The organism is Nocardia sp. NPDC004722, assembly GCF_053601505.1.
Genome location: NZ_JBSGBY010000092.1, coordinates 1 through 18590, shown reverse-complemented (window position 1 = coordinate 18590; position 18590 = coordinate 1). Strand labels below are relative to the sequence as shown.

Sequence of the window (18590 nt, the reverse complement as noted above, 5' to 3'; positions counted from 1 at the left end):
GGCCGCGCAGCTGATCGGCATGCACGTACGGGTCGTTGGCCGCCCACATGGGATCGCCCTGCGGGCCGTACATGTTCTTGCTGTCGCCGCCGCCCGCGGCGACCACGGTGTTGACGAAGTTGTAGCCGATCGGGTCGCTGATCTGCGCGCAACCACTGTAGGCGGCGACCGACTGGTAGAGCCCGGGCGCGGCGATGGGCAACTGCAACACCGAGGTGCCCGCCATGGAAAGTCCGGCAATGGCGTTGCGCCCGTTGGTGTTCAGCGCCTTGTCGATGAGCGGCGGCAGCTCCTCGGTGAGGAAGGTCTTCCACTTGTTCACACCGAGCGTGGGATCGGTTGCGCGCCAATCGGTGTAGTAGCTGAAGCCGCCGCCGATCGGCTGCACGACATTGACGTTCTTGTCCGACAGGAAGTTCAGCACGTCGGTCTGCTTCTGCCAGGTCGCGGAGTCGGTGCCGCCGCCCGCGCCGTTGAGCAGGTAGAGCACCGGGGTGGGCGCCGAGGTGTCGGCGGCGCGCTGCACGTCGACCTCGATGTTCTTGTCCATGGCGGCCGAATAGACCTGGAGTTTGAGGGTGCGCGCGTCGGACGCGGTGCTGGAGGCGATCTTGGAGCCGTCGGCGGAGCTGCCCGCGTAGTTCAGCGAGGTGGCCGAGTCGGCGGAGGCGGTACCTGCGGCTACCGGTAGCAGAACGGTTGCCGTCAGGGCCAGCGCAGCGCTGCCCCAGATCCTCTTCGAACGCACGCTAGATCTCCTTGCAGCTTGTTTCCAATTGGTAAGACTCGATTCATCAGACTGTCATTCGGCAATAAGCATTTGCTGGCCCGAAGCTGAGCTCGGCCTGAGAGGCCGGGGGAACCGCTGGTCAGGGCCCGGAAACCGGCTGTCGGTGAGCTGTCGGCCGACTGTCGGTGCGCTGTCAGCGGGCGTCGGCACAGTCATGGACACACCGGATGCACCGGCCGGAACAACCGGGCCGGGCACGGGCCACAGCCACCGAAAGGCAGTTCCATGAACGACACCGCACTCTCCGATTTCGTCGCCGCCACCGCCGCCAAGTTCGACATGCCGGGCATGGCGGTCGGGGTCTGGGTCGACGGCCGCGAGATCTTCGCCAATGCCGGGGTGACCAGCACCGAGAACCCGGTTCCGGTGACCGAGCACACGCTGTTCGCCATCGGGTCGACCAGCAAGACGTTCACCACCACCGCGCTCATGCGGCTGGTCGCCGACGGCAAGGTCGACCTGGACGCGCCCGTTCGCACCTATGTGCCGGAGCTGAAGCTGTCCGACGAGCGGCACGCGGCCACCATCACCGTGAAGCAGTTGCTCAATCACACCGCCGGTTTCGACTGGAATCTGATCAACAACACCGGTGAGGGCGACGACGGTCTGGCCGCGTTCGTGACGACCCTGTCGGAGCTGCCGTTGATCGCCGCGCCCGGCGAGCGGCCGTCCTACAGTCAGGCGGGTTTCAACCTGCTGGGCCGGGTCATCGAGAACGTGACCGGCGAACCGTTCGAAAAGGTCATCGCCGCAACTGTTTTGGAGCCGGTCGGGCTGCGCGAGAGCTTCTACCACCGCGATGACGTGATGACCCGCCGCTTCGCCGCCGGGCACGAGCGGCAGGAGGACGGTGCGCTGGCGGTCTCGCGGTCCTGGAAGGGCACCCGCGCAAACAACCCCGGCGGCGGGCTCGGCTCGACGGTCTCGGATCTGTTGCGCTGGGGCCGATTCCATCTCGGCGAGGGTCGCGCCGAGAGCGGTGCGGTCGTGCTGCCCGCCGAGGTGCTGCACCGGATGCGGCAGCCGACCGTCACGCTGCGCGCCAGCACCATGGCGGACGCGTTCGGGCTGTGCTGGATGCTGCGTGACGTGGACGGCGTCCGCACGGTCGGCCACGACGGTTCCGGCTTCGGTCAGTTCGCCAACTTCCAGCTGGTCCCGGAGCGGAACTTCGCCGTGGTCGTGCTGTCCAATGCCAGCCCCGACGGCATTCCCGCCAACCAGGCCGTCATCCGCTGGGCGCTGGAGCACTACCTCGGCGTGATCGACAAGGACCCCGAGCCGGTTCCCTTCGACGCGACCCGCGCCCCGGAACTGTTCGGCGTCTACGACATCGACGCCATGACCATGACCTGCTACGCCGAAGGCGACCAGCTCTACCTGGAATGCAAGGTCAAGCCCGAAATCCGCGCCGCCGCACCGGAAGCCGAGATCCCCCAGGACCACCCGCCCTTCCCCTTCGGCCTGCTCCCCGGCGACACCGACGAATACATCATCACCGCAGGCTCTTTCACCGGCCAACGCGGATTCTTCAGCCGCGACACCACCGGCGCCATCACCGGCATCGACCTGGCCGGCCGCCTCTTCACCCGCCTCCCCTGACAACGCGCGCGGCGGAGTGTGAGCCCGCCCCAAGACCTGCGCGGTCGCTAGCGGGTCACCTCTGCCGCCAGTTGTTCCAACGCTGCGAGGCGAGGTAGTTCGCTGCCGCGGCGGTAGGCGGCACGGAATTCGGTGTCGCCCAGGCGGGTAGTGAGTTCCGTTGTGAGGGTGGCTAGTTCGGGTTCGCCGTGGTCGAAAATGCCGCGGAGGACTTCGCTGAGGCCGAGGGCGGTGGCGGAGGCGGCGGGGTCGCCTTCCAGGAGGCGGAGTTTCGCCAGTTGTTCGGCGGTGTGGGCGGCGGCCTGGGCCAGGGCGGCGGAGTCGCCGTAGACGTTGGAGCCTTCGATCACCACCGGGAGCAGGGCGCGGGCGGCCTTGGCATCACCGGCGGTGAGGAGGTTGGCGAGGCGGGCGGTGGCTATGCGGTGGGCGGCCCAGGCGGCCGGGTAGGGCAGGCGGCTGATGCGCTGTTCGAGCTGGGCTAGATCGTGGTCCGCGGCGGGGATGTCACCGGTGCGGCGATGCAGTTCGGCGGTGCAGAACAGGAGGACGGCGGCGAGGCGGGCGAATCCGGATTCGGCGGCCATTCGCCGAGTGGCCTCGATATCGCTTGCGGCGAGCGCGAATTCGCCACCCCGCAGGCGCTGCAGGACGAGGGCCTCGCGGGCGGCGGAGATGTCGTCCTCGGTATCGAGTTCGGAGGCGAGGGTGACGGCGCGACCGTAGGCGGCGAGCGCCGGGTCGTGTTCGCCGCGCAGCGCGTGGTCGCGCCCGATCGCCAGCAGCGTCATGGTCAGCCCCCAGCGGTCGCCCGCGATCTCGAACCCGCGCAAAGCTTCCCGCCTGGACTCGGCCCCCGCGGGCAACTGCCCCCGACCGGTCAGCGCGATATCCCTGGCCAGGTGCGCACTGGCCCGCACCCACGGGTCCGGCCAGGCCAGCGCCTGTTCGAACTGGCGTTCCGCGAGTTCCTCATCGTCGGCACGAGCCGCCATCAGCGCCGCCCACAGCGGCATCGCCGGATGGTATTCCAACCCACCCGCCCGCACACTGTCCTCGATCAGCGCCGACAGCGAACTCCCGGCCGGCGGCGCGCCACCCATCAAAGCGATCACGGAGAACGCCGCACGCGCCCGCTCCGGCACCTCGTCACCGAGCCCCCGCACCGCGCTCAGCGAGCCCTCGAACTGGCTGCTCATCCCGCGAATCCCCCAGTACCAGAACATCGCCCGCACCAACCGCGCCGCGACCAGGGCGTCGCGGTCCGCAGCCTCGGTCCCGAGCGCGCCACGCAACGCGGCGGCCATATTGGTGTGCTCGGCGTCGAAAACGGTTATGGCGGTGAGCTGTTCGGCTCCGCGCAGCATCGGTTCGTAGTGTTCGGCGAGGTTGAGGTAGTAGTCGGCGAAGCGGTCGCCGAGCGCGTCGGTGGAGCGGGTGAGCTGGTCGGCGGCGTAAGCGCGGATCGTCTCCAGCATGCGGTAGCGGGGCGGGTCGTCGGTGCTCGCGCTGACGAGGGATTTCTCGATGAGGGTGTCGAGCAGGTAGGCGATGTCGTCGGCCGGAAGGTCGGCGTCGGCACAGACGGCTTCCAGAGCCTCGACCGTCGCGCCGCCCGGGAAGGCGGAAAACCTTCGGGCCAGCAGCTTTTCGGGCTCTTCCAGCAGGTCCCAACTCCACTCCACCAGGGCGAGCAGGGTGCGCTGGCGAGGCAGGGCGGTGCGGCTGCCGGAGGTGAGCAGGCGGAAACGGTCGCCGAGGCGGCGGGCCACCTGGTCGACGCTCATGGCGCGCAGCTTGGCGGCGGCCAGTTCCAAAGCCAGGGGGAGACCGTCGAGTTGACGGCAGATCGCGACCACCGAGGCGACGGTGGTGTCGTCCAGCACGAAGCCCGGCCGCACCGCCGCGGCCCGGTCGGCGAACAGACGGACCGCCGGGGACCGTTGGGCCACAGCCGGATCGACCGTGTCCACCGGCGGTTCCAGGGGTTCGAGATGGCAGAGCACTTCGCCGGTGATGGCGAGGGGTTCCCGGCTGGTGGCCAGCACCCGCAGTCGCGGCAGCCGGTCGAGCAGCCGCTCGGCCAGTTCGGCCGCGGCGGCGATGACATGTTCGCAGTTGTCCAGCACGAGCACGGCCGGGCCGACATCCAGCAGCTCGATGAGCCGCGCGGTCTTGTCGGGTCGCTCGGCGGTGGCGCTCTCGAGCGCGCCCGCCACGGCGTCAGCGAGCTGATCGGGTGCGCCGAGCTCCGCGAGCGGCACGAAGAACACCGTGTCGAGCTGCCGATCCATCGCCTCCAGGGCGAGCCGGGTCTTGCCCGCGCCTCCCGGTCCGACAATGGTGACCAGCCGCGAATCCGCCAGCAGCACACCCAATTCGGTCAGCTCCCGGTCGCGGCCGATGAATCCGGTCAGCCGCACCGGCAGCGCCTTGGCCACGGATTCCCTGCGCGGAGCGGGGATTTCGAGTTCGCCGCGCAGCAGCGCGAGATGGGTGTCACGCAGTGCCGCGGAGGGGTCGATGCCGAGCTCCTCGTCGAGCCGAGCCCGCATGTCCTCGAACACGGCCAGCGCGTCGGATTGCCGTCCGGCGGCGGCCAGGGCCCGCATGCGCAGCGCGGCCAGCCGCTCGCTGAGCGGGTTCTCCGCACTCGCGATATCGAGATCGGCGAGGACGTCGGCGTACCGGCCCAATTGAAGCTCGGCCTCGAAGCGATCCGCCTGCGCCGCGGAGCGCAGCTCATCCAGTCGGGTCGCGCTCGCCTGCGCGAACGGCGCGTCCAGCACATCACCGAGCGCGGGTCCCCGCCACAATCCCAGCGCCTCACCCAGGATCCGCGTGGCCGCCTCCGCGCGACCGGCGGCCAGCTCCGCGTGCCCCTGCCGCACCAGCTCCTCGAATCGGTCGACATCCACCGTGACCCCGGGCAGCCGATACCCGCCGGTCCCGAATTCGACCGCACTCACACCGCGCAATGCCTTGCGCAGCCGCGACACCAGCGCCTGCAACGCCCCGGCCGCGTCCGCCGGCGGCTCCTCACCCCACAACCCGTCGATGAGCGCCGTCACCGGCACGTCCCGCCCCGACTCCAACGCCAATCGCGCCAGCAGCATTCGCACCCGGAACCCGGGGATCTCCACCGGCGTCCCGTCCTCCGCATGGACCCGAACCGGCCCCAGCACACCAACCTGCACGTGGGAAGTCTTCCAGACCGCGCCGACGCGGACGCGTCACCGACGCCCGCAGCCCATGCCGCCGTGGGTGCCGTCGAGTTCCGCGGCCATTACCCGCGAGGTAATCGACTCGCGGCCGGGCATGGGGCAGAGTCGGTCTCATGACCGACACGGAGATCACCCCGCACCCGGTGGGCACGCAGCTGTTCGCCACCATGCCGTTCACCGAGGGGCTCGGGGTCGAGGTGCTCGACTGCGGCCCGGAGCTGGTGCGCAGTCGGCTGGCGTGGCGCGAGAATCTGTGCACGCTGGGCGGTTCCATGCACGGTGGCGCGCTGATGTCGCTGGCCGATGCCACGGCCGCGGTCTGCGCCTTCCTGAATCTGCCCGCGGGCGCGCAGGGGACGACCACGGTGGAGTCGAAGACGAATTTCGTGCGCGCCCTGCGCTCGGGGCATGCCACGGCCACGGCCACGCCGCTGCATGCCGGGCGCAGCTTCATCGTGGTGGAGACCGAGATCCGGGACGACGCGGGCAAACTCGTCGCCAAGGTGACGCAGACCCAGGCCGTGCTCTAGCCGTACAGCTCTGCGCGCCCTAGGCGTACAGCTCCTCGATGAGGGTCGCGTAGCGGGCGTGGATCGACTTGCGGCGCGGCTTCATTGTCGGGGTGAGCAGCTCGCTGCCGGGCTGCCAGAACTCGGGCACGATGCGGAACTTCTTGATCTGCTCGACCCGCGACAGCTTGGCATTGGCGGCGGTGACGGCCGCGCCGATCATCACCTCGATCTCGGGGTGCCCGGCCAGCGTGACGGGATCGGCTGCCAGCCCGTGCTTTTCGGCGAATCCGGCCACCGCGTCCTGGTCCAGCGCGATGAGCGCCACATTGTATTTCCGGTTGTCCCCCACCGCGATCGCCTGTGCCACCAGCGGACTGAACGCCTTCACCCAGTTCTCGATGGTGGCCGGTGACATGTTCTTGCCCCCGGCATTGATGATGAGTTCCTTCTTGCGGTCCACGATGCGCAGGTAGCCGTCGAAGTCGAGGTCGCCGATGTCGCCGGTGTGCAGCCAGCCGTCGGCGTCGATCACCTCGGCGGTCTCCTCGGGCCGGTTCAGATAGCCCTTCATGACCAGCGGCCCGCGCACCAGCACCTCGCCGTCGTCGGCGATGCGAACCTCCAAGCCGTCCAACGGCTTTCCGACGGTGCCCATCTTCAGCCGCCCCGGCGGGCAGATCGAACCCATGCCGGACACCTCGCTCATGCCCCAGGCGTCACTGACCTCGATGCCGAATCCGTTGAACCAACGCAGCAATTCGGGCGAGACGGGAGCCGCCCCGGAGATCGCGATCTTGAGATCGTCCAGACCCAGTGTCCGGCGTACCTTCGACAGCACCAGCCGATCCGCGATGGCGTGCCGCGTCCGCAACGACACCCCGATATGGTCGCCGTCGAGCCTCAGATCGGAGTACCGGCGGCCGACGGCCACCGCCCATTTCGCCAGCGCGGCCTTGGCTCCGGTGGCCTCCCCCAGTTTCTCCTCGATCCCGCTGCGCAGCTTCTGCCACACCTGCGGCACCGCCCCGAGCAGGGTGGGGCGGCAATCCGCCAGTCCGGGAGCGAATCCCGCCCGGTCGGCCACGGTGGTGATGGTATTGCCCAGCGCCATGCACAGATACAGCGCCGACCAGCGGTCGGCGATGTGCGCGGAGGGCAGGAACGACAGCACCCGTTCCTTTTCCGTGGCGTCGGCGAGCCGAATGCTGGCGTCCACCATGGCCACCAGATTCGCGTGCGTGAGCTGCACACCCTTGGGTGCTCCGGTGGTGCCGGAGGTGTAGATGAGGGTCAGCACGTCCTCGGGTTCGACTGCCCGCCAGGCGGATTCGAAATCGAATCCCGGATCGGCGGCGGCCGCGAGCTCGTCGAGGCTCATGCCGCCCTCCCCGTCGAGGCACACGATGAAGCGGACGTCGGTCCCGGCGCGGCCCTGCTCGATGACCGGCAGGAACTGCGTTTCGCACACCACGACGGTGGCCCCGGAATCGCTCAGCAAATGGTGGATCTGCTCGGGCGAGGAGGTGTTGTACATGGAGAACGGCACCCCGCCCAGATGCACCACCGCGGTGTCCACCGGATAGAACTCCGGCCGGTTGGTCATCATCAGCGCGACCTTCGAGCCGCGCCCGACGCCGAGTGCCGCGAACCCGCCGGCCAGCTCCCGCGCCCGCGCACCCCATTGTCCGAAGGTCATGGTGACGCCGTCGCCCGCGGTGCGCACGGCGACCGCGTCCGGGTTGCGGGCAATGGTGGCCTGGAAGGCCGCGCACATGGTCGCGGGTACGGCTGTCATGACCTCGGTCGCTCCCTCGTTGGATCGAATCGCTAGGTCAGCATACCGAGAGCAAACTTACGGTTACGTAGGGGTAGGGCTCACGGGTGTCCGGCGATGATGGGCGCCAGGTACCCGCGCGCGAATTCGGCCAGCTCGTCCGGGGTTTCGAGACCGGCCAGGCCGCCCCGCACCAGGATCATCGAATGCACTACCCGGCAGCCGATTTCGGCTCGCGTTGCCAGGTCGGCCGGGGCCTCGAACAGTCCCGCCGCGGCGGCTTGGCCGAGGATCGCCACGGTGGCGGCCACGGACATGGCGAAGACACCCTCGCCATCGACGGTGAGCTTCACCAGGATTCGCTCGGGCTCGACGGCGAGCAGCCGCTCCACCAGCGGATGCGCGCGCCAGCGCGTGATGACCGTCACGAAGATCTCGGCGACCAGATCCCCGAGATCGGTGTGCCGATCCGGGATGCCGGTGAGTTCGGACAGGAAGGTGGCGACCTCGCGGCCGACCACGGCCTGCACGAGACCGTCGCGCGAACCCAGTCGCCGATAGACGGTCACCCGGTCGACCCCGGCCTGCTTGGCCACATCCTCGATGGTCGTCTTCTTGACGCCGACCTTCTGGAATTGCACCAGCGCCGCGTCGAGGATGCGCGTCTCGATGTCATCGGCGGCATCCGTGCGGGTCAGCGGGGTTTTCGAGGCGGTCGTCACCGGATCCACGCTAGCAGGACAACGGCCGACTGCAACAATCTCACGCTGTTTGTTGCTGCAACATTGCAATAGGATTTGTTGCGCTGTACGGTTCCTGCATGGCTGAGAAGGCTGGCGCGACGAAGCGCCCCTACGGCGACGAGGCACACGCCATTGCCGCCCGCGACGTCCACTTCGACTTCGAATCCGTTCCGCTGCACTACATTCCGGGCGAGGTACTGGCCACCCACATCGTCGACGTCATGCACCTGGTGCTGCCGGAAGGCGAAAGGGCCATGGCGCAGGCGCTTTCCGAGGCGCTGCCCTATATCGACGACGAGCGGCTCCGCGAAGAGGTGACCGGATTCGTCGGGCAGGAATCCATGCACGCGGCCAGTCACGAGGCGGCGCGGCGGCATCTGCAATCCCTCGGCCTCGACGTCGACTCGTATGTGAACGCCGTGGCCTGGCTGGTCGACCGGATACTCGGCGATCACGGGCTGACCGGGCGGGCCAAGGAGCAGTGGCTCAAGGAACGGCTCGGCCTGTTCGCGGGCATGGAGCACTACACGGCCGTGCTCGGCGAATGGCTGCTCGAGGCCGACATTCTCGAGGCCAAGGGCATGCACCCGGCCATGCTGGACCTGGTCCGCTGGCACGGCGCAGAGGAAGTCGAGCACCGCAGTGTCGTCTACGACGCCTACATGCACCTCGACGGCGGATACCTGCGCAAGGCCCGCACCGGCGTCCTCGCCAGCGCGACCCTGCTGCCCCTGTTCATCCTCTCGGCAGGCTATCTCTACCGAAAAGACCCCTCCCCGGACAAGGGCCGCTTCTGGGGCTGGCAATTCCTCAACGCCACCCGCCGAGGCGTAATCCCCAGCTGGACAACCTTCTTCACCGAGATCCCCCGCTACCTCCGCCCCGGCTTCCACCCCTCCCAACTGGGCCCCATGGACACCGCCCTCCGCTACCTCGCCCACTCCCCCGCGGCCCGGGCGGCGGCCGAATGAAGGCGGCGGCGGTACCCGTCGGCCTGCGGGTGCTGGGTGGGGCGATGGATGTCTACAAGCGGGTGTTCGTGAGCGGTGCGGCCGCGCCGGTGCTGTCACCGGCCAATCCATTGCGGCGCAGTGGGTTCGAGCTGGAGACCGTGGTCGAGAGGTTGGAGCGGCCGGTGCCGGATGTGCTCGCGGTGACGTTACGCGCGGCCGGGGGTGGCGAGTTGCCGACGTGGCGGCCGGGGGCGCATGTGGACGTGTTTCTGCCGTCCGGGCGGCAGCGGCAGTATTCGCTGTGCGGGGATCCGGCGGATCGGCGGCGGTATCGGATTGCGGTGCGGTTGATTCCGGGTGGGGAGGGCGGGTCGCGGGAGGTGCACGAGGCGCTGTGGGTCGGGGATCGGGTGCGGATTCGGGGGCCGCGCAATGCTTTCACGCTGGTGGACGCGCCCTCGTATCTGTTTGTGGCGGGCGGGATCGGGATTACGCCGCTGCTGCCGATGGCGCGGGCGGCTGGGGCGCGGGGGCGGTTGGTGTATACGGGGCGGTCGCGGGAGTCGATGCCGTTTCTGGAGGAGTTGCCGCAGGCCGAGGTTCGGCCCGATGACGAGTTCGGGCCGCCCGACGTGGCCGAGCTGATCGCGCGCGCAGAGCTGGGGGCGGCCGTGTACGTATGCGGTCCGCCCGCCATGCTGGCGGCGGCGCAGCGGTGCCGGTTCGTGCTGGATCCGACGGGATCGCTGCATACGGAACGATTCTCGGCCGCGCCCGTGGTCGACGGCAGGCCGTTCGACATCACGCTCGCACGCAGCGGCCGGACCGTGCACGTCGGTGCGGAGGAAACCGCGCTGACCGCCGTGCGTCGCATCGCGCCGGACGTGAATTACTCCTGCCGCCAAGGCTTCTGCGGCACCTGCAAGGTCGGTGTGCGCGCCGGTGCGGTCGAGCACCGCGATCGGCTGCTGACCGCCGCCGAGCGGACCGACCGGATGCTGCTGTGCGTGTCCCGTGCCGCGGGTGACGCGCTCGTGCTCGATCTCTGAACGAGGAAGATTCATGTCGATTGAACATGTCCGCATCGCCATCGTCGGAGCCGGTTTCGGGGGCATCGGGCTGGCGGTGAAGCTGCGCGAGGCCGGATTCGAGGATCTGGTGATTCTCGAACGCGCCGCCGAACTGGGTGGAACCTGGCGGGCCAACACCTATCCCGGCTGCGCGTGCGACGTACCGTCGCAGCTGTACAGCTATTCGTTCGCACCGAATCCGGACTGGTCGCGCACCTACGGGCGGCAACCGGAGATCCTGGAGTACCTGCGGAAGGTGGCCGAGGACCACGATGTGGTGCGGCACATCCGGTTCGGCGCGGAGCTACTGGACGCGCGATGGGAGGACGAGCGCTCGGTGTGGCGGGTGAAAACCGCACGGGGCGAGCTGACCGCCGACATCCTGATCTCGGCGGCGGGCATCTTCGCCGATGCGAAGTACCCCGAGCTGCCGGGGCTGGATCGCTTCGAGGGCAAGGCATTCCACTCTTTGCACTGGGATCACGACCACGACCTCACCGGCGAACGGGTGGCGGTCATCGGCACCGGTGCGTCGGCGGTGCAGTTCGTTCCGGAGATCCAGCCGAAGGTCGGGCGATTGCTGCTGTTCCAGCGGTCCGCGCCGTGGATCGTGCCGCGCCTGGACCGGCCCACACTCGGTTTGGAGCGATCATTGCTGCGGCGGATTCCGCTGGCTCAGCAGGCGATCCGAGGCGGGTGGTACGCGGCCATCGAGGGATTCGGCCTGATCTCTCTGGTAGACAAGCGGTTCCGGCATCCCTACGAGGCGCTCGGACGGCTGCAGCTGCTGCGCCAGGTGCGCGATCCCGCGCTGCGCGCGACGCTGACACCCGACTATGTGATCGGCTGCAAGCGAGCCATCTTCTCCGATGCCTATCTGCCCGCGCTGGATCGGCCCAATGTGGAGGTCGTCACCAAGGGCATCGCCGAGGTGCGCGAGCGTTCGATCGTGCTGCGCGACGGTACCGAGCACCCGGTCGACACCATCATCTTCGGCACCGGGTTCACCTCGATTCCCTCGGCCTACCAGCGCTATGTGGGCCGCCACGGCCAGTCCATCGCGGAGCTGTATCACCAAGAACCGCAAAGCTATCTGGGTGCGACGGTCGCCGGGTTCCCCAACTTCTTCTGCACGCTCGGACCGTTCGGGGCGGCCGGGAACCAATCCGCCATCTACATGATCGAATCCCAGATCGCCTACATCGTGGATGCGCTGAAAACCATGCGGGACAAGGGAATAACCCGCATCGAACTGCGCCCGGAGGTGCAGGACGACTTCCTCGACGAGATGGACCGCCGCAGCGCCGACAGCGTCTGGCTGACCGGCGGCTGCCAGAGCTACTACACCACCGCCGACGGCCGCAATGCCGGGCTGTACCCCAACTGGAGCTTCGAATACCGCAGGCGCACCCGGCGTTTCGACGCCGAGTCCTACCTGGTGACCACCGCAACCCCAGAAATGAGCCGCTGATGTCCACGCCGCGCTGTCTCCCCGGACCCGGACCGTTCCGTCCCGCAGGCCGGGTCGCGCTGATCACCGGGGCCGGGCAGGGCATCGGCCGCGAACTCGCCGCGATCCTGTACCGGCGGGGTGCCTCGGTCGCCGTCGTCGACGTCGACGCGCGGGCCGCGACCGAGGTGGCCGCCGAGCTGGGTGAGCGGGCGCTGCCGGTGATCGCCGATGTGTCCGACCGGGCTGCCATGGCCGAGGCGATTCCGCAGGTGGTCGCCTATTTCGGGCATCTGGACATGGTGGTCGCCAATGCGGGTGTGGTGCCGCGGCCCGCGACCCTGCGCACCCTCGCGCCCGCGGAGTTCGACCGGGTGCTCGACATCAATCTCACCGGGGTGTTCAACACCGTGCACCCGGCGCTCGATCACATCATCGCCGCGCGCGGGCATGTCGCGGTCGTGTCCTCGTGCGCCGCGTTCGCGCCGGGTATGGGTGGCGCGCCGTACATGATCAGCAAGGCGGCCGTGGAGCAGTTGGGGCGGGCGCTGCGGGTCGAACTCGCGCCGCACGGGGCTTCGGCGGGGGTCGCGTATTTCGGGATCGTCGACACCGAGATGACGCAGGCGACCCTCGACCGGGACGATCTCGGCCGTCGCATCGAGGCGCTGCTGCCGTGGCCGCTGAATACGCGCATCAGTGCCGAAGAGGCCGCGCGCACGCTGGCCGATGCCATCGAAGCGCGTGCGGCGCAATCGATCTCGCCGCGCGTCTGGGGGCCGTACGCACTGTTGCGGGGTGTGGTCAACACGGTCCTCGATTACGGGCTCGCACACGATCCGCGGGTGCACGCGCTCCTGCGCGAGGTCGAGCGACGCAGCCTCGGAAAACCCATCTCATCAGCGAATATGCCCATGGACAGCGGCCGGGTTGAGGCGCATTATTGATCACACATCCGGTGCCGTTCGTCGGGGGGACGACAAAGGAACACCTTCGGACGGATGGGATACGGAAATGTTCACCAAGAAGATGATGGCGACAACGGTGTTCGCCATCGCGGCCACGGGCATCACCATGGCGACGGCACACGGCGAGGCGGGGCTCGCCGATGTCACGCTCAATGCGATGGACGGCTCGGTCGGTTACACCACCACATTGGCGGCCGACCACTCCAATGCCCTGATCACGCTGGCCTCCGGCCATTTCGTGCTCGCACCGGACGCGGTGCAGGTCGTCGGGGACGACGGCGCGGTCGTCGGGTCGATCCCGATGACGCTCACCGCGGCCGACACCGGCCAGATCCTGCAGGTCTCACCCACATTGAACAGTGACACCTCGCTGACCCTCACCCCGGTGGGCGGGCCCGCGGTGGCCGCGACCAGTGCTCAAGACCTGCCGTTCATGCACAACGCCGACGCCGACGGCGGCGCGATCGTGGCCGGCGCCGTGGTCGGTTGCCTGGTCGGCATCGTGATCGGGATCTGGTTCTTCCTGGTCGGCGCGATCGTCGGATGCGCCATCGGGGCGGCCATCGGCGGCTTCATCGGGGCGGTGTCGTAGGCCGAATTTCCTTGCGGGTCGGGTGAATACGGGTATCCGCCGGGAGGCATCGGCGCCGATGCCTCCAGCGGATCGCGTCACTTGATCAGCTTGTCCCGCAGCTGTTCGATGGTCTTGCCCTTCAGGCCGAGACCGTCCTTCAGGTACTTCTCGACGGAGCCGTACTGAGAGTTGATCTGGTCGATGCCGGCCTGCAGGTAGCTGCGGTCGACACCCAGCAGCGGGGCGTAGACGGCCGCGGCCGCCGCACCCTTCGCGGCCGTGATCTGCGCCAGCGTGGCCGAATTCGCGGCGGCCAGGTAGTCGTTGCTGAGCAGGTAGTCGCTCATGATGGTGGCGTCGTCGACGCGGGCGATGCTCTGCAGCAGGAACGCCGTCCAGCCGGTGCGGTCCTTGCCTGCCGTGCAATGGAATACGGACGGGCCGTCCTGATCGGCGAGCTGGGTGAGCAGCTCGGCGAACTTCCCGCGTTCACCGGCATCGGTGACGAAGGACTTGTTGAGGTCCTGCATGAATTTCTTAGCCGCGTCCGGGGACGTGAAGCTCGGCATGCCGGTGGACAGATTCCCGCCGAGGATCGGGACATTGACGTAGGTCGCGCCCGTGGGCACCCGGTCCGCCTTCTGTGCGATCTCGTCGGCGCTGCGCAGATCGAACACCGAGCTCAGGTGCAGGGCGTTGAGGGTGGCCAGGTCGGCGTCATTGGGGGTCAACGCATTCGAGCGGTAGAACACACCCTTGTTCAGGTGATGATTGCCCTGGCCCCGGTAGCCCTCACCGGTGCCCGCGAGGTCACGGAAGTTGACCACGCTCGACAGCCGCGGCGCGTCCGCGCGCTGCTCCGAATGAGGCTTCGCCGACGCCACCGGCATCCCCAGCGTGGCCGAATCAGCCACCACCGAACCGACCAGCGGAGACGCGAGCAGACCCGCGGCGATCATGACGACGATTCCGCTGCGCCGCACTGAAACTGACACCTACAAACTCCTGTTCACGCGCAACACCCGCAGCCACACTCCATGACCGCGGGTGCCACAAATAGATCGCGACAGGTATATCGGCGACATATGAACCGAAAGCAATCGCGCGGCGAACAGTCCAGCGGCACTACGGAAACCCGGAACGGCGAGAAACATATACGCTTCCCGCCCATCCCGGACTAGACAGATCCCATGCCCACCCTGATCGCCCCGACCACGCGCCTGCACGCCGCGTGGCTCGAGGCACACGCCGAATGGGGCCCCGGCCACCACGAGGACGGCTTCGGCCTCCACTCCACCGACGAGGTCTCCACCCCCACCGGTTTCGCCACCTGGGTCTCCGCCCTCACCGCCCCACCCCTCACCTGCACGTACCGCTGGATCTTCGACACCGACCGCATCCTCGGCGGAATCGCCCTCCGCCACCACGACACCGGACTGGGTCACATCGGCTACGGCATCCGCCCGTCGGCCCGCCGCCAGGGCACCGCCGCCTGGGCCCTCACCGCCATCCTCCCCGAGGCCCGCGCGCTCGGCCTATCCCGCGTATCCATCACCTGCGCCCCCGACAACCTCCCCTCGATCCGCACCATCGAACGCAACGGCGGTGTCTTCCAAGGCATCCGAACCACACCCCTGGGCCCCGTCCGCCACTACCGAATCGCCCTCCCCTAACCTCGCCCAGCACTCCAAGATCAAGGTGTACTCATGGAGGCGATCCGGACAAAACTCCGCAGTGAGTACACCTTGATCTTGGTTCGTCACAGGAGGTCTCGTGGCGAGCACCTCGAGCTTGTGGGGCATTACGTCGATAGGGGCCCGGTCTTCGCACCTGGAGCCTTGGCTGCACCCTTCATCTGCAGGCCCTTGCCACCGGGAGCTTTGAGGCCCTTCATGGCGAGCCCGCCCGGTTTGGCCGCCGGAACAGCAGCCTCGGCCGGTGCGGCCTTCGGTGCTTCCACCGCGGCCTCGGCCACAGCGGCTTCGGCCTTGACGGGCTCGGGTTCGGAAACCGGTTCCGGCTCTTCGACCTTCGGGGTCTGAACGACCTTCAGGTTCTCCGTCAAAGTGGCGGCATCCACCCGGTCGATCGACTGCAGCATCAGCTGGGCGACATCGACGACCTCGACACCCTGACCGACCTCGCCACCATCCTTACGCGCGGTCACACCATCGGTGAGCATCACACGGCAGAACGGGCAACCCGTCGCGATCATCGACGGCTCGTTACCACCCTTGAGCGTGTCGAGGGCTTCGTCGACACGGTCGACGTTGATGCGCTTGCCGAGCTGTTCTTCCATCCACATGCGCGCACCACCCGCGCCACAGCACATCGACCGCTCACCGTGACGCGGCATCTCCACCAGCGTCGAACCGGAGGCTTCCATCAACTCACGCGGCGCGTTGTAGATCTTGTTGTGCCGACCCAGATAGCACGGATCGTGATAGGTGACGTTCTGCGCGACCGGCGACACCGGCACCAACGACTTGGCCCGCACCAGACGATTCAGCAACTGGGTGTGGTGCACGACCTCGTAGCTGCCACCGACCTGCGGGTACTCGTTGTTGAGCGCGTTGAAGCAGTGCGCGCAGGTGACGACGATCTTCTTCTTGGCCTGCTCGACACCCTCGAACACGCTGTTGAGCAACTCGATGTTCTGCATCGCCAACTGCTGGAACAGGAATTCGTTGCCCGCACGACGCGCCGAGTCACCGGTGCAGGTCTCTTCCTGACCCAGCACCATGAACTTCACCCCCGCGGTGGCGAGGAGTTCGGCGACGGCCTTGGTGGTCTTCTTGGCACGGTCTTCATACGCGCCCGCGCAGCCGACCCAGAACAGGTACTCGTAGCCGTCGAAGCTGTCGGCGTCGCGGCCGTAGACGGGGACCTCGAAATCGACCTCGGAGATCCAGTTCAGGCGGTCCTTGGAGTTCTGACCCCACGGGTTGCCCTTGTTCTCCAGGTTCTTGAACAGACCAGCGAGCTCGGAAGGGAACTCCGACTCGATCAGCACCTGGTAGCGGCGCATATCGATGATGTGATCGACATGCTCGATATCGACCGGGCACTGCTCCACACACGCACCACACGTCGTGCACGACCACAACACCTCGGGATCGATGATGCCGCCGGAGTCACGACCTGCGGGCGCGACCAGGGGGCGTTCTCCTTCCGCGCGTGCGGAATCCGTCAGCTTGCCCTCGCCGCCGTGAGCCAGCAGATACGGGGCCTTGGCATAGGTGTGGTCGCGCAGCGACATGATCAGCAGCTTGGGCGACAACGGTTTTCCGGTGTTCCAGGCGGGGCACTGGGACTGGCAACGGCCGCATTCGGTGCAGGTCGTGAAGTCGAGCAACGCCTTCCAGGTGAAGTCCTCGACCTTGCCGACACCGAAGGCGTCCACATCCGGGTCGGCGGAATCCATGTCAAGGATCTTGCCGCCGGACATCATCGGCTTGGCCGCACCCAGCGCGACCGAACCGTCACCCTCGCGCTTGAAATAGATATTGACGAAGGCCGAAAGCCGGTGCCACGCAACACCCCAGGCGAGTTTGCGGCCGACGAGGTAGAGAAATGCCGCGCCCGCCAACATCTTGACAAATGCGAAGACCGAGATGAGCACTGGGCTGGCAGGCAGCAGCCGGGCAACCTGCATAGTGAGCGGATCGGTCCAGGCGTTACCGCCGCCGTACGTAGCGATCTTCCCACTCTTGACGAGCACATCGCCGAAACCGTGTGTCAGCACGATCAATTCGATGATGTACGCGGCGAGGAAGTTCGAGCCCGCGAACCGTGAGAGCCGCTCGGGCCGACGCGGATGGTTCAGCTGCCGGATGGCGATCAACGCCACGATCCCGATCACCGTGGCCAGACTGAGAATCTCCTCCAGCAGCCGGTATCCGGCGGTCTCCCCCACCAGCGGCCAGTGGAATTCCGGATCGAAGGTCTGCCCGTATGACTCGAAGTAGAACATCATCCCGACAAGAAACCCGGTCATCACCAGCCAGTGCGCCCACCCCACGGACCGAAACTTGCTCATCCGCGTATGCGCGATCACCTCCACGACAACGGTTTTCGCCCGCGGCAGCACCGGCCTCATCCGCGTCCGATCCGCCTGCCCGACCCGCAGCACGCGAACCATCCGCCCCAGCCCAACGGCCAGCGTCCCCCAGCTGAACAGGGTGACGACCGCGCCGACCACCCCCAAAACGACCGTCGCACTACTCACGATCCCGACCTCCCCCGGCCCGAGCACCATCGCCCGCAAACCAAATCAATGCTACTCATCAGTAACTTACATTGGATGCCTGCATCATGACATCGCCACCGGACCCCCGTCCAGCATCCGAGCCGTGATGTGAACCCCCTTGCGGCAGAGCACATATGACGATTACCGTGTTCGCCCCACCCCCTCCGGCCGGGCACGAATTAATTCGGTACCGCTACACCACCGTCACTGTTAGCGTTGTGGCACAACAACAACGGAAGGCCACCAACGAAATGGCATTCGAATTGGGCCAGTAGCTCCAATTGGCAGAGCGACTGTTTTGCACACAGTAGGTTCCGGGTTCAAATCCCGGTTGGTCCACGCATCCGTGCCGAAAAGCACGGTCCCCCTACGCCTGTAGCTCAGCGGCCAGAGCGCCGGCCTCCAAAACCGGACGTCGCAGGTTCGAATCCTGCCGGGCGTGCAACGCAATACATCCTCCGCGCAGGTCATTGTGCGGGACTCCGACCGAACCGACTTCAAGGCTCTAGACACCGCCCGAACAGGCGCGCTCGCCGAAAGTGGGAAATACTTGCCGTTGCGGCCCACCCGATAGGGGCGGTGCGGTGAGGCTCGGTGGTGTTTGGAGTGGTTGATGGCGGGGGCAGAAACGACCGATACCGTGCTGCTCCCGCGAACGGTACTGCGGCATGCGTTGGAGGC

At 67.5% G+C, this 18590-nt stretch carries 14 protein-coding genes and 2 tRNA genes; 10 read left to right on the top strand and 6 right to left on the bottom strand.

The genetic code is table 11. From position 1 onward, the window contains the following. Nucleotides 1–748: alpha/beta hydrolase (locus ACWELQ_RS12305; RefSeq protein WP_452397101.1), on the bottom strand; the 748-nt coding region annotated here is incomplete at its 3' end. A 267-nt stretch (nt 749–1015) separates the two neighbouring features. On the opposite strand from ACWELQ_RS12305, the gene ACWELQ_RS12300 reads away from it, so the two are divergent. Then, nucleotides 1016–2392, top strand: a complete 1377-nt coding sequence (locus tag ACWELQ_RS12300) for a serine hydrolase domain-containing protein (RefSeq protein WP_452397100.1) — start codon at nt 1016–1018, stop codon at nt 2390–2392. Nucleotides 2393–2439: 47 nt separating this feature from the next. Here the strand turns inward: ACWELQ_RS12300 and ACWELQ_RS12295 are convergent, their stop codons facing one another. Next, nucleotides 2440–5589 carry a BTAD domain-containing putative transcriptional regulator gene (locus tag ACWELQ_RS12295; protein WP_452397099.1) on the bottom strand — a complete coding sequence of 1050 codons (3150 nt, stop codon included), beginning with the start codon at nt 5587–5589 and terminating at the stop codon, nt 2440–2442. A 140-nt stretch (nt 5590–5729) separates the two neighbouring features. Between ACWELQ_RS12295 and ACWELQ_RS12290 the strand changes: the two genes are divergently transcribed. Beyond that, nucleotides 5730–6146: a PaaI family thioesterase gene (locus ACWELQ_RS12290; protein ID WP_452397098.1), complete on the top strand. Its 417-nt coding sequence runs from the start codon at nt 5730–5732 to the stop codon at nt 6144–6146. Between the two features lie 19 nt (nt 6147–6165). On the opposite strand, the gene ACWELQ_RS12285 is transcribed toward ACWELQ_RS12290, so the two are convergent. Beyond that, nucleotides 6166–7923, bottom strand: a complete 1758-nt coding sequence (locus tag ACWELQ_RS12285; RefSeq protein ID WP_452397097.1) for an AMP-dependent synthetase/ligase — start codon at nt 7921–7923, stop codon at nt 6166–6168. 80 nt (nt 7924–8003) lie between these two features. Further along, on the bottom strand, nt 8004–8624 hold the full coding sequence (locus tag ACWELQ_RS12280; protein WP_452397096.1) for a TetR/AcrR family transcriptional regulator: 621 nt from the start codon (nt 8622–8624) through the stop codon (nt 8004–8006). A 98-nt stretch (nt 8625–8722) separates the two neighbouring features. Between ACWELQ_RS12280 and ACWELQ_RS12275 the strand changes: the two genes are divergently transcribed. The 5 genes from ACWELQ_RS12275 to ACWELQ_RS12255 all read left to right on the top strand — a co-directional run bounded on the left by ACWELQ_RS12275 (nt 8723) and on the right by ACWELQ_RS12255 (nt 13678). Further along, entirely contained in the window at nt 8723–9616 is an 894-nt protein-coding gene (locus tag ACWELQ_RS12275; protein WP_452397095.1) for a metal-dependent hydrolase, read from the top strand. After that, a complete protein-coding gene (locus tag ACWELQ_RS12270) occupies nt 9613–10647 on the top strand; it encodes a PDR/VanB family oxidoreductase (RefSeq protein ID WP_452397094.1) in 1035 nt (344 codons plus the stop codon). Before ACWELQ_RS12275 ends, ACWELQ_RS12270 begins: the two co-directional genes overlap by 4 nt. Before the next feature lie 13 nt (nt 10648–10660). Further along, a complete protein-coding gene (locus tag ACWELQ_RS12265; protein ID WP_452397093.1) occupies nt 10661–12139 on the top strand; it encodes a flavin-containing monooxygenase in 1479 nt (492 codons plus the stop codon). Then, nucleotides 12139–13065, top strand: coding sequence for an SDR family oxidoreductase (locus ACWELQ_RS12260; protein WP_452397092.1), 927 nt, complete (start codon nt 12139–12141; stop codon nt 13063–13065). Before ACWELQ_RS12265 ends, ACWELQ_RS12260 begins: the two co-directional genes overlap by 1 nt. Before the next feature lie 67 nt (nt 13066–13132). After that, nucleotides 13133–13678: a hypothetical protein gene (locus tag ACWELQ_RS12255; protein WP_452397091.1), complete on the top strand. Its 546-nt coding sequence runs from the start codon at nt 13133–13135 to the stop codon at nt 13676–13678. 77 nt (nt 13679–13755) lie between these two features. On the opposite strand, the gene ACWELQ_RS12250 is transcribed toward ACWELQ_RS12255, so the two are convergent. Next, the gene (locus ACWELQ_RS12250; RefSeq protein WP_452397090.1) at nt 13756–14655 is read right to left on the bottom strand and encodes a tyrosine-protein phosphatase; all 900 of its coding nucleotides are present in this window, start codon (nt 14653–14655) and stop codon (nt 13756–13758) included. Between the two features lie 195 nt (nt 14656–14850). On the opposite strand from ACWELQ_RS12250, the gene ACWELQ_RS12245 reads away from it, so the two are divergent. Then, nucleotides 14851–15333, top strand: coding sequence for a GNAT family N-acetyltransferase (locus ACWELQ_RS12245; protein WP_452397089.1), 483 nt, complete (start codon nt 14851–14853; stop codon nt 15331–15333). A 128-nt stretch (nt 15334–15461) separates the two neighbouring features. Here ACWELQ_RS12245 and ACWELQ_RS12240 read toward each other — a convergent pair whose 3' ends face one another. Continuing rightward, on the bottom strand, nt 15462–17888 hold the full coding sequence (locus tag ACWELQ_RS12240; protein WP_452397088.1) for a (Fe-S)-binding protein: 2427 nt from the start codon (nt 17886–17888) through the stop codon (nt 15462–15464). 286 nt (nt 17889–18174) lie between these two features. Between ACWELQ_RS12240 and ACWELQ_RS12235 the strand changes: the two genes are divergently transcribed. Both ACWELQ_RS12235 and ACWELQ_RS12230 read left to right on the top strand, forming a co-directional pair. Continuing rightward, a tRNA-Ala gene (locus ACWELQ_RS12235) sits at nt 18175–18248 on the top strand. Between the two features lie 30 nt (nt 18249–18278). Beyond that, a tRNA-Trp gene (locus ACWELQ_RS12230) sits at nt 18279–18351 on the top strand. Nucleotides 18352–18590: the final 239 nt, after the last annotated feature.